Raw genomic sequence first — 16,487 nt, forward strand, 5'->3', positions numbered from 1 at the left:
CCTCTCAGGTATTTTATGATTAAAGATGAGATTGGAATTTCAGCTTGAAGCGGAATAACGCATCTTCTTCGTACCAAGCCTGGAAATTTGTACCCCAGACATTGTTGTGTAAATTGACATGCATTCCTCCAGTAAGTGAAGCAAATGTATGATCAAATTGCACAAGCCGTGGTTCTCCAGGAGATACGAGCGCGGCATCTAATGTCGTGATATCCACTTGACCGTCCGCTGCCGCATAATATATGCCCTGATCTACCGCATGCAGATTGCGATTTCCCCCTTTAACAACGTCTAGTGGGGAAGTGAGTTGTCCGATTTTATCAAGCTTCCATTGATTTGGATTATTGACGATCGGATTGAAACTCATCCATGCTGCTTCTGGGAGGCGATATGCATCCTTATGGAACCATTGAAGCTCACATTCTACGGTAGCAGTGTGCTTCTTAAATATATATTCGATGGTCAACTCTCGTGGAGCACCCATTCCTTCACTAGCTGCTCTAGGCATCTTTAACGTAGCAAGGACAACATCCTGTTCTTCTCCACATAATGCTTGCAAGGATAATAGTTTGGGTTTCGTCACGGTATGCATTATCCATTCTTTCGTCAGATCCATACCTGGTTTCCCGAAATCTCCGGTTGCCCATACATGCGTATTTTTCCATCGCACGTGATATTCACGGTACCAACGATCATAATCCGCTTGGGAGAAAGTCTCATATGAGAATAATCCGATCGGGTTGTTCGGCCCAGCCCACTCTCGATTACGTTGGTCTAGCAAACTGATAATAGAACCGTTATCCTCAAACACGACCTCAAAGTCTCCTAAAGTATAGGATTGATCCGTGTACAGGATTGTCGCATCCGCATTAGCAATCTGTCGACGAACCGGTCGTAATGCGGCTAGAGCAGCTCGTGCTTCGATCTGACGTTTTACGCCCAGAGTAGATACGGCATTTTCTAAATATTCCCGTTGCTCTTGCCAAGACTGCTCCATAAGACTAAATGAGCGGGCACTAAGCTTCTCCACGGCTTCCACGCCGAACATCTCGATCATTTCAGCGCGTGAATTTTTTTCGTAAAAACGATATTCAAGTGGGTTTAAGTTCACATCAACCTTGTCTCGAGCTCGTGCTTGCTGAAAATCTTCCTTATCATAATGAATGTAATCTGCCAGATAACGCTTAATATCTACACCCCAAGTATGCTCAGGAATCATAATTAATTCATCGCAGAAGTTGTGATATTCCTCGTCGGCTGCAGCAAGAGATCCTTCTAGTAGCCATTTACTCTTTAAGCGAAGTAGTTCACGATAACAAGCTAATTTGTAGGGATCAGTCGAAGATCCATGGATCCAGCTATCCCCAATCTCTTCTTCGACGATCGGTAACGTATCACGAATGGCCCATACCTTCTCCGCATATTGATCCAACGTGGATGCTCTGATATCCGCATGTGGATAGGCCTCACGAAGTTGAGTGAATTCCGCTTTAATTTGTTCAACGGTGGAAGGACCATGATTATCATGCGTATGAGCAAAGTATAAAACATCATTCAAGCCTTCTGTTTCGAAGGTTGTTCCATAATCTTTACTATATTGAACGACGATTTCAGAACCATCTGGATTTCTCCACAAAAACATCTCAGGAACATGAGGAACATGGCTTGATGGGTTTACACCTAAATGAAGATACTTCATACCCGCCTTGGCCATATGTGTAATCAGCGCACGTGTATGACCAGGGACATCCGTCATTTTGGCTGCAATGGTGTGGATACCAAAGCGTTGGTCAAGACGTGTGGCCATTTGAATACCGTAATCTAGAAGCTCGGCATCGTATAATTCGGTATAGGTCGTGAAAGGGAGGCCATGCCATCTTAAATAGCCTTTTGCAATAGCTTCCTCTACTTGCTGTTTCTCCTCGGTTGTTCCATGTTTGAGTAAGTGATGAATTAACCAAGAACCCGTTGTCCAGATAAAAGAACCTTGATCAGGATGTTCATCAAAGTACTGTGCTGTTGTGATCGCACTTGGGAAAAATAGTTTCATATAACGATCAGTAACATGTTTAGCGAGATCGGTATATCCGATATCTAAATGTGTCTTGAATACAACATGGATCTGTGGTGTGCTGTGTGGCACGTTTATCACTCCTTATTCGTGTTTACGCTTTCAGTTTAAAACAATTTATATCATTTGACTTTTCAATTTGTATCTAATAGGATCAGAAACATAAATGAGCAAATATACGATTCGGAGTAAGCTAATGTGATCAGAAGAAAGGCAGCGTGTATACGATGACAGACGCTATAAAGAGTGAACGCTGGGTATATTTAATCGATTGGGAAGAGGGTCCTGCAGCCCATGTTAAAGATCTGATCCTTCTGGGATACGACCATTTCAGTAGAGCCATGCCTTTGACAAATCACGTGCACGAAGATGCTTATGAGTTTGTATATATGGAGCAAGGAACCGCAGTGTGGGAAGTTAATGGACAATTTCACCCAACGAGCGCACAGCATATCATTTATACACGACCTGGTGAACGTCACCGTGCTAGTTTTGATTATATTGGGCCATGTAGGATCTGGTGGATCATCGTTCGTGATCCGCTGCAGCATGGTCATTGGTTCGGACTGGATGATGCTGAACGCCAAGTATTTGCACAATGGATACATCGCTGTCCTCGTATTCAGTTGGTTAGCAAGGAAATCGTAAATTATTTCAAAAGGGTCCAACAGTTAATTAACCAGCAGGATACAGAGCTTGTGGAATTTCAGATTCGTCATGGAGTTCTGGAAATTCTACAACGCATTTTGCATAACACTCCACTCAAAGCGCAGTCGCATGATATGCACGCGTATACGCTGGAGCTTAAGACAAGACTGGAACAGAGTCCATCTGAACGCTATACGATAGGACAGCTTGCGTCGGAGATTGGTTTAAGTGAGTCGCACTTTTACCGTATATTTCGTGAAATGAACGGACAATCACCAACAGCGTTTATGGATCGGATTCGAATGGACTGTGCTTGTCATATGTTAGAGGAATCGAAGCTGAGTATAACAGACATTGCCATGGAGCTTGGGTTTAAGACGAGCCAACATTTCGCGACGGTCTTCAAGAAATTAATTGGCGTAACGCCGAAGGCATGGCGCACACATTCGAAAGTCTGTAATTAAGTATTGAATTTCTGTAAGCTGCAGATTATAATGAACTAAAATCTAAAATCTGATATTTCAGTTTGAACCTGAATCAAATGGAGTTGTCCTATGAATGTAAAGATTGAACGACTAGATTTAAATGAGCAAGTGTACCAAATTTTGAAGAATCAAATCCTTACGCGGGAATATAAAGGTGGTGCACGACTGGATCTCAATGATTTAAGCGAGAAGATGGGGGTTAGTAAAACTCCTGTGAAGCTTGCGATCCATCGTTTGGCGAATGATGGACTTATTGAAGTCGTATCACGGTCAGGTACCTATGTTAGTCAATTAACGAGTGGGCGAATCGCTGAAGTGATGGATGCGCGCATCATGGTTGAGAAATGGTGCATGGAACACCTATCGAAGGAAGATCGTGAGCAGCTTGTTACGCAATTGACAGAGTTTGTTGAGCGTGCCAGAACCCATTTGAATAGTTCCCAATTTTTCTACCAGCAATTTCTAGAGGCAGATGTTCTGTTTCATAAAGCTATTGTGACGATGAGCCATAATCAGTTAATTCTAAATCAATATGAGCTCTTAAATAGCTTTCTGTATATTTCACGTATATTTCATTTCCAGAACTTCGATCGATCTAATGAAGGTTTAATAGAGCATGAACAGATTATTGAGGAAATAAAGCATGATCGTCTGGAACAAGCGACTCATTTACTCGTGTCGCACTTGGAGAAGAGTAAGAAACACATGATGTTTCTAATAGAAGAGAATGGTGGGGCTATCTAAGATCGGGTGGAATCCCATTACCAATTTCACGCACAAATGCTATTCACCCTTAAATGGACGACGTAGTCGTTTATGCTTGACATACTAGAAAGTATAAAATTTCTAGACTGCGGAGAAATAGGATACGAATTCAAGGGATGGGCCTATATTCAACGGGTGGCCATGGGGGGCTTTTTTTTATTAAGGTCAGGCCTCTTTGGGAAGGACCGACCAAGCTTACAGACAAATGTATGCGAAAAACCGAATACAATATGCCACCGGTAACGTAACCGAGCCAAATGTATGCGAAAAACCGAATACAATGTGCCGCCGGTAACGTAACCGAGCCAAATGTATGCGAAAAACCGAATACAATGTGTCGCCGATAACGTAAACGTGCCAAATGTATGCGAAAAACCGAATATAATGTGCCACCGGTAACGTAAACGTGCTAGCGCCGTTATCCGACCCTAAATCACCCGGAATTGGCTTATTGGAATCAAGATTTACTTGGCATTGGAAAAGTAGAAGAAAGCACCCAAGTTGAATAGGAGGGGACGGATATGGAATGGAAAAGCGAAGCGGTCACCTTTGAAGTTCTTGTTTCAACCCAACCCATAAAAATAATAAAGGAAACAAGAACTTCAACAGCGATTGGAATCCATACCGGTCCCTCCACCCCTGCAGTGTGATGGATTTACTTCAGATCTTTAAAGGACCGAGCCGTAGGTGAGGTTTTTCTTGCTTTGACTGATATTTCAGATTTTAGTTTAGGTATCTTACGAACAATATGTAAAGGAGCAAAAGAAATGCGATTAGGTATTGGTTTATATCGTCATATGTTACATACAGATTATTATCGTTTTGCGAAACAGGCAGGCTGTGAGGCGGTTGTTGTCCATCTCGTAAATTATTATGGAGATATTGATGATGAGGGACTTCCTTCAACAGATGGGCAACGAAATTATGGTGTAGCACGCTTAAATGACCCAATCTGGGAATATGAGAATCTTGTGAAATTAAAAGAAGAGCTCAATCAAGAAGGACTTGAATTCGCAGCGATTGAAAATTTTAATCCATCGGATTGGTATGATGTGTTACTTGCTGGCCCAAAACGAGATGAACAAATTGAACAGATTAAGCAGATCATCCGGAATGTAGGTCGAGCAGGGATTCCTGTAATTGGATATAACTTCAGTATTGCTGGTGTGTGGGGACATATTCAAAAGCCATCTGCACGAGGAGGAGCGCTAACATCGACGTTTCATCCTGACAGCAATGAGTTAAATCATCCAATCCCACTGGGTCAGGTGTGGAATATGACGTATGACGCGAGTTTGTTAGATAAGGGATATCTCCCACCAACCTCGGAGCAAGAAATATGGGATCGTTTGGCCTATTTTCTAGAACGTGTTCTACCTGTTGCGGAAGAAGCTGGGGTTAAATTAGCATTACATCCAGATGATCCGCCGATGCCGCAAATCCGTCAGCATGCTCGATTAGTGAATGAGCCTGATAAATATCAGAAAATGATAGACCTTGTTCCTAGCCAAAGTAATTCGATTGAGTTCTGTATGGGCTCTATTCAAGAAATGGTGAGTGGAGATGTGTATGAAGCAATTGATCAATATGCTTCACAGGATAAAATTTCATATGTTCATTTTCGTAATGTTAAAGGGAAGGTGCCTCATTACACAGAGGTTTTTGTCGATGAAGGTGATATTGATATGTTGAAAGCATTACGTGTATTGAAGAAGCATCAGTTTACAGGTGTACTTATACCCGACCATACGCCACTAATGACTTGTGATGCGCCTTGGCATGCGGGGATGGCGTATGCGTTAGGTTATATGCGTGCCATTTTGCGTCAAGTTGAACAAGAATAAGAGCATAAATATTATAGAAAAGGGATGAATCCTATGAAAAATCAAGCCTATTTAGATCAATTGCAAGAAAAACTATATTCTGCCGTCATATCTGATATTTTGGATAGTCTAGAGCTACGTAATCAGGCATTACCACAGCATATTCGTCCCCTAGACCCGGATATGGTCGTATGCGGTTACGCCAAAACAGTCCAAGTAGCAGACGTCTATCGAAAACCGGCTCAAGCCTATAAAAAGCAAATTGAAGTGCTAGATGGTATGCAGCCTGGTGAAGTTTTTGTTGGTGATGTCGGGGGTTCCGAGCGCTCTGCCTTCTTCGGTGAGTTAATGTCCGCAGCTACGAAGGTGGCTGGAGGTAGAGGTGCTGTTATTGATGGCCTGTGCCGTGATGTAAAGAAAATCAAACAACTAGGCTTCCCTGTGTTTGTAAAAGGGACGCGTCCAACCGATTCTTATGCCCGCAATGAGGTGATTGATTTTGATGTACCGATCAAAATTGGTGACGTACAGATACAGCCAGGTGATCTTATTTTCGGAGATATAGATGGTATTGTTGTCGTTCCGAAGGATGTCGAGGATGAAGTCATTGCAAAAGCATTCGAGAAGGTGAACGGAGAGAATATGGTTCGTGAGCATATTTTGAAGGGGATGAAAGTATCCGAGGTATTTGAGAAGTTCGGGATCCTGTAATATGGACATTCGAACCATTTCAAACCCTGGTCACATGGACGTGTTACAGGTCGTGGGAGACGGATTAATCGTAGAGTTTCTGCCAGAGAAAGGTGGAGATATCTATAAAATTTGTATTGATCGTACGAATATATTATGGGAAAGTCCTTGGGGGATCTCCAAGCTAGGGAATCGCATCGATTTCTGTCATACGTCCAAGGAGCGCTGGTTACAAAGCTACCCGGGGGGCTGGCAAATTTTATTCCCCAATGCAGGGGATGATAGCTATAACTATGGAGTTATGCATAATTTTCACGGCGAGGCTTGTCAGGTACCCTGGACATATAAGCTCGGAGAAGTAACGGATACAAAGGTTCAGATTATATTCTCCACACTACTCTATAAATCACCTTTTGCGATGGAGCGAATTGTAACGATAGACGAAGTAGAGCAGTGCATTGAGTTGAAGGAATCCGTTACGAATCAGGGGCAGCAAGCTTTGTATGCCGAATGGGGACAGCATATCGCGTTCGGTGCGCCATTCATTGGACCTGGAACACGGCTTGAAGCATCTGCGAGATCGGTCGAATCGTATGAGCGGGATTCGGAATTATCTCGTTTGAAAAAAGGTGTATTTTCATGGCCGATCGAAGATATGAGTTGTGATCTAGGACATGTTCCTTCAGGGAAGGCTACAGATTTTGCGATTCTAAAAGAGTTGACGATGGGATGCTATACGATTATAAATGATAAAATGGATTTACGTGTTCGTGTAGAATGGGATGTAGACACGATGCCAAACCTGTGGTTGTGGCAAGAATTTAATGGTCTTCAAGACTATCCATTCTACGGGGCCTGTTATGTCATGGGTGTAGAACCAAATTCGGCTTCACATGAAGCGGGGTTACAGGAATCGATCCAACGTGGTGAAGCCATTGAGATTAAGGCGCAGCAGACAAAGACATTTGCATTGAAATTATCATGGAGTAGCTCGATGAATGGAAGTCATACGACGTAGTGTAAGGAGATGTTCCTATGTTTGACGATTTACAGGGAAAGGTATTTATTGTCACAGGTGCAGCGCAAGGCATTGGTAGAGGGATCGCGCTTCGCTTGGGCAAAGAAAAATGTAAAGTCGTTATCAATTTTACGAGTGATCAAAGTAAAGCTTTAGCCGAGGAAGCGATTGCGCTCATTGAAGCCTCAGGCGGGCAAGCTGTTGCGTGCCAAGGTGATGTAGGACAAGTGGATACCGCCAATAAATTAGTTGATGTGGCGGTAGGTCATTTCGGAACATTACATGGAATTGTTAATAATGCAGGGGTACAGTCTCAATATCCATCGGAGCAATTACCTATAGATGAGTGGAATCGGATCATGGATGTGAATCTGCGCGGAACATTCCTAGGGTGCCAAGAAACGATTAAATATCTCCTGAAGAAAGATATGCAGGGAAGTATTGTGAATGTATCGAGCGTGCATCAACAGATTCCTAAGCCTCAATATGTACATTATGCTTCGTCCAAAGGTGGGTTAAAGCTACTAACGGAATCATTAGCACGTGAATATGCCGATCGAGGAATTCGGATTAATGCCGTTGCTCCTGGAGCGATTGATACGCCTATGAACGGTAAATTACTCAGTGATCCGCAGATTACTGATCAAATATTGAACAAAATTCCTTCACGTCAAATTGGAACACCGGAACAAATTGCTGCACCTGTAGCTTGGTTACTGTCTCAAGAAGCAAGCTATGTGACGGGAGTTACGATATTTGCTGATGGTGGAATGGTCCTGTATCCGTAGAGTATTTGATGAATATGAATGTGAAAAAGAGGCTGTCCCAATAGCCATAGAAATGGCTACTTGGGACAGCTTTGATTTTATCTAGGATTAACGTCACCGCTCCGCTTTTCCACAATCTGTCGTTCTCTTCACTGTTTAAGCGGAAATAGCAACCAATTCGTTAGTCTAGAAAGTTCTTCAGCATCGGTTAAAGATGCTAACCTCACCTTACTTGGAATGATGCTTCTGCCAAGTATTTAACTGCGCTTGAATGGCTTTGCGTACGTCGTCAATACCTGCTTCGTGCAACTCTTGATTGAATTTGGGCAGAAAGGTATCTACATCGACGCTGCCGGTCATGAGAATCGGATAATATTTATTCCAGACGATTTCGATCTCATCGACTTGCTCAGATAGCGAGGAAAGGTCTGGATTAAAGCCGAGTACTTTAGATTCCACCACTTTAGCATTGTACGCTCTGTATTGTTCCCATTTATCTAGCGGATCAGGATATTTTCCACCAAGTGTTTTTAAGATAAACCAATTGCCTTGTGTATACTGTATCCCAGTATAATTTGGTGAAACGAGGATAACCTGGCCATCTTTATTTAAATTGTAATGGACTCCTTCGATCCCATAGTTGAATAAATTACGTAACTCGGGATCAGTATTTAATAAATTTAGAAATTTAATACTTTCCTCGGGATGCTTCGTATTTGCATTTATAGTCATCATGCCGCCAAGAACGGATTCTGTCGTTGCCACTTCTGGTGTTACCGGATGAGCGACCACTTGATACCCCAGATCCTTACTCCAAACACTGTCGGATAGCGGGCCTCCGCTTGCGGATTTCCAGAAAACTTTCAACCCGCGTTGAAGTGAACTTGGTTCACGCAGCGCAGCATCTTTATTAATGAAACCAAGTTGATAGTATCGTCGAACGGTCTTTAAAATTTGTTTGGCTACATCCGTTTCGAAAATATTGACGATCGAAGCATTTGATTGTGTCGATTGAATCATTAATGGAATTTTATAGTTCGTTATATATTCATATCCATACATCTTAAAGAAATTATGAGCATCCCGGTTAAATTCCATGGGCAAGTAATCGGGCTCATTTATTTGAATCATACGTAACAGTGGCTCTAGCGATTCTAGCGTGTTGTATTTCGTAATATCAATGTGATATTTCTTTACAAGGTCAGCGGGATACATCCAATGCTCAACTACGGCTAATTCTTTATTCGTCGGTATGCCGTAAATGCTGCCATCAGGTAAACGGACACCTTTCCAGAAGATTGGATCAATTGCATTATACATGTCCTTGCCTTGGTTCATTAAATAGTCATTCAGCTTCAACCACTTTCCCTGTTTTGCATACGTAGAGTAATCCGGTGCAAAGGCAATATCAAAGGGGGTATCGGATGAAATAATTGTATTTAATCGGCTATCGTATTCTTGCCAGCCAATTTTGTTATAGGTGATCGTAATGCCGATTTTACGCAAAAGGACTTCATTTATTTTGTCATTCACCTTACGTAGATCATTGTCCGGCTCGCCGATCGTATAATAAATAAGGTTAACGGGCGTTTCATTATTAGATATTGGAGCCTCTGTATGTTTGGTGCAACCGATTAATTGAATGATTAGTAATAGAAAAAGGCCAAAGATAAACCAACGTTTATACATGACATGCATCTCCTTGACTCGTTCTTGGTAGCAAATCGTTGTCTAACTTTTTTAGCGCAGATCGGAAGGAGATTTTCCGTAATAGCTATGGAAATGTGTGTAGAAATAATTCATATTATTATATCCAACTGAACATGCGATCCAATGGATTTTCTCATTCGTGGTCTGGATAAGCTCTTTAGCACGTTGCATGCGATACAGCATTAAATATTCGGAAAGCTTCATATTCGTTTCTTTAATGAACAATTGCCCGAGATAGGTGCTATTCATTTGAAAACGATCGGCGACAGATTTTAAGGTAATATTCTGATTAAAATCTTCTCTGACCATGAGCAAAATGCGATTTACTAGCTTCGATAACGAATCGTAAGGAACACCCATGACTGGATCCAAGTGGGCAGTGCTCGTCTGTGGATCCCCAATGCTACCATGAAGATCGTCAACAATTATTTTCTCGATAACTTGCTGGAGCTTTTCTTTCTCTAATGGCTTTAATAAATAATCTTTGACCCCACATCGGATAGCCTGTTGAGCGTAGCTAAAATCACTATACCCGCTCATAATTATATACTTCGTAGGAAGTTGAACTTCATTGAGTTGTCGAATGGCATCATAACCAAGATTTTTACCAATACATACATCAAAAATAGCGATATCAGGAATTAATTGTACGGCTCTGGATACAGCAGCATCCGTCGAAACACAGGTTTCGACATAATCAAATCCATAGTGCTTCCAATCTAGAATTCGTTTCATGCCTTCTAAGATTTGTGGCTCGTCATCAACGATTAAAAGTTTGTACATCTCTAGTCACCTCTTTAGAAATCTGTACAGAAATCCTTACGCCTGCTTCATCATTGTTCTCAATGTGCATTGAAAAACCTTCATCATAGTAAAAGTTTAATCTTGCATAAACATTATATAAACCAATACTCTTGGTCGATATTTCATGTTTACTAGACAGTATTCGTCGTATATCGGCTAAGCGTTCTTCCTCAATCCACACCCCGTTATCAATAAATTCCAATCTGTAGTAATGCTCATCTTCGCTACCCTTGACGACAAATAAATTAAATTCTTTCTCTTTGTCAAAGCCATGAATGAAAAAGTTCTCCGCCAAAGGCTGCATCCAAAATTTAATGGTGGGTACATCGAGTAACGAATCTTCCATATCAATTTGGTAATAAAAGTGGTCAGGATACTTGAACTCCATAATTTTTAAATATTTTTCGAGTAGCTCTAACTCGCTTCCAATAGAGATAATGTTCTCTTTTTTTACCATTTCACGATAAAGGGCACCTAAGGTAGCAATCGCATCGGCTGTATGCGCATCTTGATTGACTAATGCGGTAGAACGAATGACCTCCAAGGTGTTATATAGAAAATGAGGATTAATTTGATGCTGTAGCGCTTTCATTTCAGCTTCTTGCTGTTTCAATTTTAGCAAATATTCATTACGAATATGTTTATCTAACTTGTGAATCATGTCATCCACTTCACGTGCAATCATACCATATTCATTTCGACGATAGCGTGCAGGTTTGTTTGGAGTGAAGTTCGCTGTCTTCACGCGTTTTATAGACTGAATAATACGGTGCAGGAATCGTGCGTCATCTCGCAGGTTATAGACAACGAGTAAAAGAACACAGGTCATGGCTGTTAAAATAACTAGAAATAATAAAATAAGCGTAGACGCATGCTGCTGAACCAATACCTTTAATTCAATGGTGCTAACAAACTTATAATTAAATTTGGTAGATGGAAAAGTGACATAGAAAATGGGAGACATCCAGTTTTTTAGTATTACACCATGCGTATTTTTATTGGCAATGGCCTGCTGAATAATCTGCTCAGACATTGGATTGTCGTTGCCGATCAGATACACTTCTCCTGATTCATTAATCGCTGCTGCATGGCCAAGCTGATAATTATTAACGATGCTAAAAATTCGCTCACTGCTAATTTGAAAGCGAATTTCGGCGGAACCCTCCGCAAGCTGAAGCAATTTTTTGCGATATACAAACCCCCGTTGATTATTCTCAGTAAACATAAGATCATCATTGGATAGACCAAACTGGAAGTGGGGAATGCCATTACTATTAAAGTCTATAACATTGCCTTGCTTCACTGTATGAACACTAATTTGTGTAATATCTCCTTGCGCCCAATTGTACAGATAAGTTTTCACATCTTCAGGAAAAGAGATAAGCGGTCGTTGATTGAATGTACTGTTCTTTAATCGTTTAGTAAGATACTCATCAATGGTTGGACTCAGAAAATAGCTAGCATCGTTCATCAAATCTTGATTTGAATAAATACGCTGCATATAAGCTTCAATACGATCTGCGTCATTCTGTAAGTTGTTCTCTGTGCGAGAAAAGGCATTTGCAGCCTCGATGCGGGCATTACCAACGGACTGATTGATGACGATGGCACTGGTTAGTGCCCCTAACGTCAGTCCGATTAACAGAATGAATATCACATAGGTCCAAAATTTACTACGATAAATTTTAATGCGTAGAAACGTATTCATGTGGCACCTCAATACATGTTGGTTGTAATTGAATATAGTACAAAAAGATCTATATAATCAATTACAACTTGCCTATTCTACAACAAAAGCACATGGTATAGTTGTCAAACTATACCATGTGTCGTATTGGTGTATGGCTTACTTGAAATAATTATCGATTTCTTCCTGCGCTTTTTGAATTATTTTATCCATTCCCGCTTTTTTCAATTCGGCTAACATTTTTGGTACAATCTTCTCTGGGTCAGAAGCACCTGTTAGCAATTCGTATTTATATTTATCAAATGTAGACTGTGCGTTCGCAACTTCTGTCTGAATTTCGCTGATATCGAGTGCGAAGCCTAGAACAGTAGATGCTACAGCTTGTTCGTTTAATTTCTTCACTTGGTCCCATTGATCTTCAGGTGCGCCTTTGGTTATAGCCATATTGAAGAAGGTACCTTGTGAGTAAGCAGCGAGTGGCCATGTATCCGATGTGCGCTCGATAACGTTATCTTTACCATCTACATATTTGAAATCAACGTCTTCTTCACCAAATGCTAGCATATTACGGAGCTTTGAATCTGTGTTTACTAATTGCAGATATTTCAAAGCTTCTTTTTTGTACTTGGAATTCGCAGAGATTGCGTTTAAGGAACCTTGAATTGTACTTGTCGTATAAAGCGGACCAAATGTTTTGTTCATAACAAATTTTTCTACGCCCGCATTGATTTGCATCGCGATCTCTGCTCCTGGGAAGGCTTGTTGCGTACCAAATGGGTTATATTTTTCTTTTTCTGTTTTGGTTGGAGCATCTGGATTGATAATTCCATCTTGATACCATTTATGAAGCAATTTCAAATTTGCCATGACATCAGGCTGTTCGAAAACGGAGATCACCTTGCGAGAAGGATCATCTACTTTTACACCTACAGGGAAGAATCCTAACGTTAAATCATCATAGTTATTGAACATACCCGAGAAGGCTTCACTTTGAATAAGTCGAAGTGGGTAGAAGCTCTTGCCTTCACCAGCTTTTATATCATGAAGTGGCTTATCTAAATCTTGCATCGATGTAATGTTCTGGTAATCGATATTGTATTTCTGTACGAGCTTGTCATCATAGCTCCAATATTGAGAAACAGAAGAGTCTTTATAAGTTGGAACTGCATAGTATTTCCCGCCAATTTTTGTGCCATCCCATACTTCGGACGGAATTAATTTGTACAGGTCTGGGGCTTCGCTTTGGACTAAATCCGTGATGTCCGTAAGAGCTCCCATCGAGACTTGTTTACTGTACTTCGTGTTATTCGTGAACATCATGTCGAACGGCTCACCTGTGTTCACAATGGTGTTCATCTTCGTATCCCATTCGCCCCAGCTGGCCACACGAAGATCGACTTTTACCCCGATTTTCTCCGCAGTATATTCATTCATCTTGTCAATTGCTTTACTAAAGTTCGCAGGAAGTGGCGTATTACCGATCTGCCACCATACCAGGGTCGGAATATCCTTTTTACCTGCTGCTTCTGTTGATGTAGAGTTGTTTGATGGTTCATTCGTCGATGAAGCCGAGTTGTTGGAACTACCGCATGCTGCTAAGGCGGATCCCATTAATGTCAGAATACAGAGTGTTGAGGCAATCTTGAAGATTTTCTTCACTTTAACTCCCCCTATGGATTGGTTGTTTGCTATATCATAAACCAGTATAAATTTGGCTTACTTCGTAATTTAGCCTTTGACTGCGCCGACTGTCAGACCAGAAATAAAATATCTCTGGAAGAATGGATATGCACAAGCAACAGGCAAGATGATGAGGATGGCGACCGCCATACGCGCGGACTCTTTAGGCATTTTCGCGATGAGCTCTGCAGAACTAACGCCCATACTTGAAGCATTTCTGGCAAGTGCATCGGCATTGGTCATTAGATTGTTAAGCAACGCCTGTAACGAGTAGAGATTCGGGTTATCAATATACAACATGGATTGGAACCAGTCGTTCCAATAGTTGAAGCATAGGAACAATCCTATCGTTGCGAGAACAGGTAGCGATATAGGCAATATGATCGAGAAGAAGATCCTAATTTGATTAGCACCATCAATTTCTGCCGATTCGATTACACCATCTGGAATCGTGCTTGTGAAAAAGGTTTTACAAATAATGACGTTAAAGGATGAGACTGCAAGCGGTAAGATCAGAGCCCAGAAACTATCCTTCAGCCCTAGTAAGTTTGCATTGATGAAATAACTGGATACGAGACCACCATTGAAAACCATCGGAATGAATACGATCCAAGTCAGAAAGCTTTTTAACTTGTATGACGGGCGTGAAATAACATAACCCATCGATGTTGTAAGAAGGACGCCAAGTACAGTACCTACTACAGTGACAAGGGTCGAGGTGCCTAGAGCACGTAGAATCATCGTTCCTTGCTTGGCAATAAAACTGTAAGCTTCAAAAGAAAAATCGGCTGGAAAGATACTGTAGCCAACGTCTCGGATATAAGATTCATTGGTTAATGAAATCGATAATACGACGATAACGGGCACAACACAGGCAAGTGCGATGACCAGAAAAATGGAGTTAAATAGGATGTTAATTCCTTTACTTGTTCGATTAAACTTATCAAGCCCGGATTCATAGGTTTTTGTTGCCATGTTCTTACCTCCTAAATCATTGCGCTATCTGGATCAATCTTCTTCACAATCCAGTTGGCGGACAGAATCGTAATACATCCCAAAACGGATTGAACAAATGCAGCAGCAGATGCCATACCGATCGTTGCGCTTTTCAGTTGCTTATAGACGAGGACATCAACGGTCGTGGCCACATTATATAAGGAGTTAGAATCACGCGTGACCTGGAAGAAGAGACCGAAGTCAGTATAGAATATCCGTCCGACCGACAGGATGAACATCATCACGATCACCAGTTTGAGTAAAGGTAGTGTGATGAAGCGAGTCTGTTGCCAAATTGAGGCTCCATCAATGACAGCGGCTTCATAATACGAACTATCGATCGCTGTAATGGTAGCGAGATAGATAATCATGCCATAGCCGATACCTTTCCATATATTTAATAGAACGAGAATGTAAGGCCAATACTCAGGCTGCATGTACCAATTCACGGGATCATGTCCGATGTTGCCGAGAAATTGATTCAGGATCCCTTTGTCAAAGCTGAAGAATGCCCAACCGACTGCAGAGATGACGACCCAAGAGAGGAAATAAGGGAGGAACATCATCGTTTGATACACTTTGCTGGCTTTGCGATTATGGAGTAATCCAATCATGATCGCGAACAACACTGGGAGTACGATGCCCGTAATAATAAAAATGATGTTATACCCAATCGTATTGCGGATAATAATCCAGGCATCATTGGATTTAAATAAAAATTCGAAGTTTTTAAAACCGACCCAAGGACTATTTACTACATTGCTAATAAAGCCCCCAGAAATTCTGAACTGCTTGAAAGCGATGATAATGCCGAACATGGGTAAGTAACAGAACAGAATGTACCAAATCGTTGTGGGAATGGCTAATAGTGTTAATTCAAAATCTTGTTTCCTCCAAGTAAAGCGCTTTCTACGCTTCAGTTGTTCAGGTTTTGCGCTCATCTCGTTCACTCCTTCATGTAAGTCATTTGTAAATTCACACGCTCTTGAAACCGCTTTACGCAAGTTCATTGTATAAGAGCAATGCGATTATCATCCAGATAACAAACATGATTTATTAGTCAACAAACGTTAGATTATGTGTTAATTGAGTTGTACTACGCAAAAAAAACACATGTTGTGGAGATTTACATACACTGCCCTGTGTGCAGGTGAGCATGGTAATACAACGAAATGATCAACGAGAAAGCACAAGAATGACATACTGTTATGATGCCCACATAGCGTTGTGACACGGTTATTCCCGCACTACAACACGTAATTTTTGACAAGCGAGAATGACATATTTACGATTGGGTCAATTGTTTATATTGTAAATGTAAGCGCTAACAACAATGCGATAGA

14 protein-coding genes are annotated in these 16,487 nt (G+C 41.3%); 7 read left to right on the forward strand and 7 right to left on the reverse strand.

Going from position 1 to position 16,487, the window contains the following annotated elements; genetic code table 11:
* Positions 1 to 19: 19 nt before the first annotated feature.
* On the reverse strand, positions 20 to 2,143 hold the full coding sequence (locus tag MKY52_RS21275; RefSeq protein WP_341053210.1) for a DUF5054 domain-containing protein: 2,124 nt from the start codon (positions 2,141 to 2,143) through the stop codon (positions 20 to 22).
* Between the two features lie 155 nt (positions 2,144 to 2,298).
* Here MKY52_RS21275 and MKY52_RS21280 point away from each other — a divergent pair, with 155 nt between their 5' ends.
* The 7 genes from MKY52_RS21280 to MKY52_RS21310 all read left to right on the forward strand — a co-directional run bounded on the left by MKY52_RS21280 (position 2,299) and on the right by MKY52_RS21310 (position 8,288).
* A complete protein-coding gene (locus MKY52_RS21280) occupies positions 2,299 to 3,183 on the forward strand; it encodes an AraC family transcriptional regulator (protein WP_341053474.1) in 885 nt (294 codons plus the stop codon).
* Positions 3,184 to 3,273: 90 nt separating this feature from the next.
* Entirely contained in the window at positions 3,274 to 3,948 is a 675-nt protein-coding gene (locus MKY52_RS21285) for a GntR family transcriptional regulator (protein WP_341053211.1), read from the forward strand.
* 542 nt (positions 3,949 to 4,490) lie between these two features.
* On the forward strand, positions 4,491 to 4,619 hold the full coding sequence (locus tag MKY52_RS21290; protein WP_341053212.1) for a hypothetical protein: 129 nt from the start codon (positions 4,491 to 4,493) through the stop codon (positions 4,617 to 4,619).
* Positions 4,620 to 4,736: 117 nt separating this feature from the next.
* Positions 4,737 to 5,813, forward strand: coding sequence for a mannonate dehydratase (locus MKY52_RS21295; protein ID WP_341053213.1), 1,077 nt, complete (start codon positions 4,737 to 4,739; stop codon positions 5,811 to 5,813).
* Between the two features lie 33 nt (positions 5,814 to 5,846).
* Positions 5,847 to 6,503: an RraA family protein gene (locus MKY52_RS21300; protein ID WP_179086738.1), complete on the forward strand. Its 657-nt coding sequence runs from the start codon at positions 5,847 to 5,849 to the stop codon at positions 6,501 to 6,503.
* A gap of 1 nt (position 6,504) precedes the next feature.
* Positions 6,505 to 7,500: a DUF4432 family protein gene (locus MKY52_RS21305; protein WP_341053214.1), complete on the forward strand. Its 996-nt coding sequence runs from the start codon at positions 6,505 to 6,507 to the stop codon at positions 7,498 to 7,500.
* Positions 7,501 to 7,517: 17 nt separating this feature from the next.
* A complete protein-coding gene (locus MKY52_RS21310; protein ID WP_341053215.1) occupies positions 7,518 to 8,288 on the forward strand; it encodes a glucose 1-dehydrogenase in 771 nt (256 codons plus the stop codon).
* Positions 8,289 to 8,495: 207 nt separating this feature from the next.
* On the opposite strand, the gene MKY52_RS21315 is transcribed toward MKY52_RS21310, so the two are convergent.
* The 6 genes from MKY52_RS21315 to MKY52_RS21340 all read right to left on the reverse strand — a co-directional run bounded on the left by MKY52_RS21315 (position 8,496) and on the right by MKY52_RS21340 (position 16,085).
* Positions 8,496 to 9,956 carry an ABC transporter substrate-binding protein gene (locus tag MKY52_RS21315; RefSeq protein ID WP_341053216.1) on the reverse strand — a complete coding sequence of 487 codons (1,461 nt, stop codon included), beginning with the start codon at positions 9,954 to 9,956 and terminating at the stop codon, positions 8,496 to 8,498.
* Between the two features lie 51 nt (positions 9,957 to 10,007).
* Positions 10,008 to 10,760, reverse strand: a complete 753-nt coding sequence (locus MKY52_RS21320; protein ID WP_076286262.1) for a response regulator transcription factor — start codon at positions 10,758 to 10,760, stop codon at positions 10,008 to 10,010.
* Positions 10,738 to 12,489 carry a sensor histidine kinase gene (locus tag MKY52_RS21325; RefSeq protein ID WP_341053217.1) on the reverse strand — a complete coding sequence of 584 codons (1,752 nt, stop codon included), beginning with the start codon at positions 12,487 to 12,489 and terminating at the stop codon, positions 10,738 to 10,740. The genes MKY52_RS21320 and MKY52_RS21325 overlap by 23 nt, the downstream gene beginning before the upstream one ends.
* 138 nt (positions 12,490 to 12,627) lie before the next feature.
* Positions 12,628 to 14,127, reverse strand: a complete 1,500-nt coding sequence (locus MKY52_RS21330; protein WP_341053218.1) for an ABC transporter substrate-binding protein — start codon at positions 14,125 to 14,127, stop codon at positions 12,628 to 12,630.
* Positions 14,128 to 14,196: 69 nt separating this feature from the next.
* Positions 14,197 to 15,123, reverse strand: a complete 927-nt coding sequence (locus MKY52_RS21335) for a carbohydrate ABC transporter permease (RefSeq protein WP_340970792.1) — start codon at positions 15,121 to 15,123, stop codon at positions 14,197 to 14,199.
* Between the two features lie 11 nt (positions 15,124 to 15,134).
* The gene (locus tag MKY52_RS21340) at positions 15,135 to 16,085 is read right to left on the reverse strand and encodes an ABC transporter permease (RefSeq protein WP_341053220.1); all 951 of its coding nucleotides are present in this window, start codon (positions 16,083 to 16,085) and stop codon (positions 15,135 to 15,137) included.
* Between the last annotated feature and the right edge of the window lie 402 nt (positions 16,086 to 16,487).

Source organism: Paenibacillus sp. FSL P4-0184 (genome assembly GCF_038004625.1).
GTDB lineage: Bacteria > Bacillota > Bacilli > Paenibacillales > Paenibacillaceae > Paenibacillus_AQ.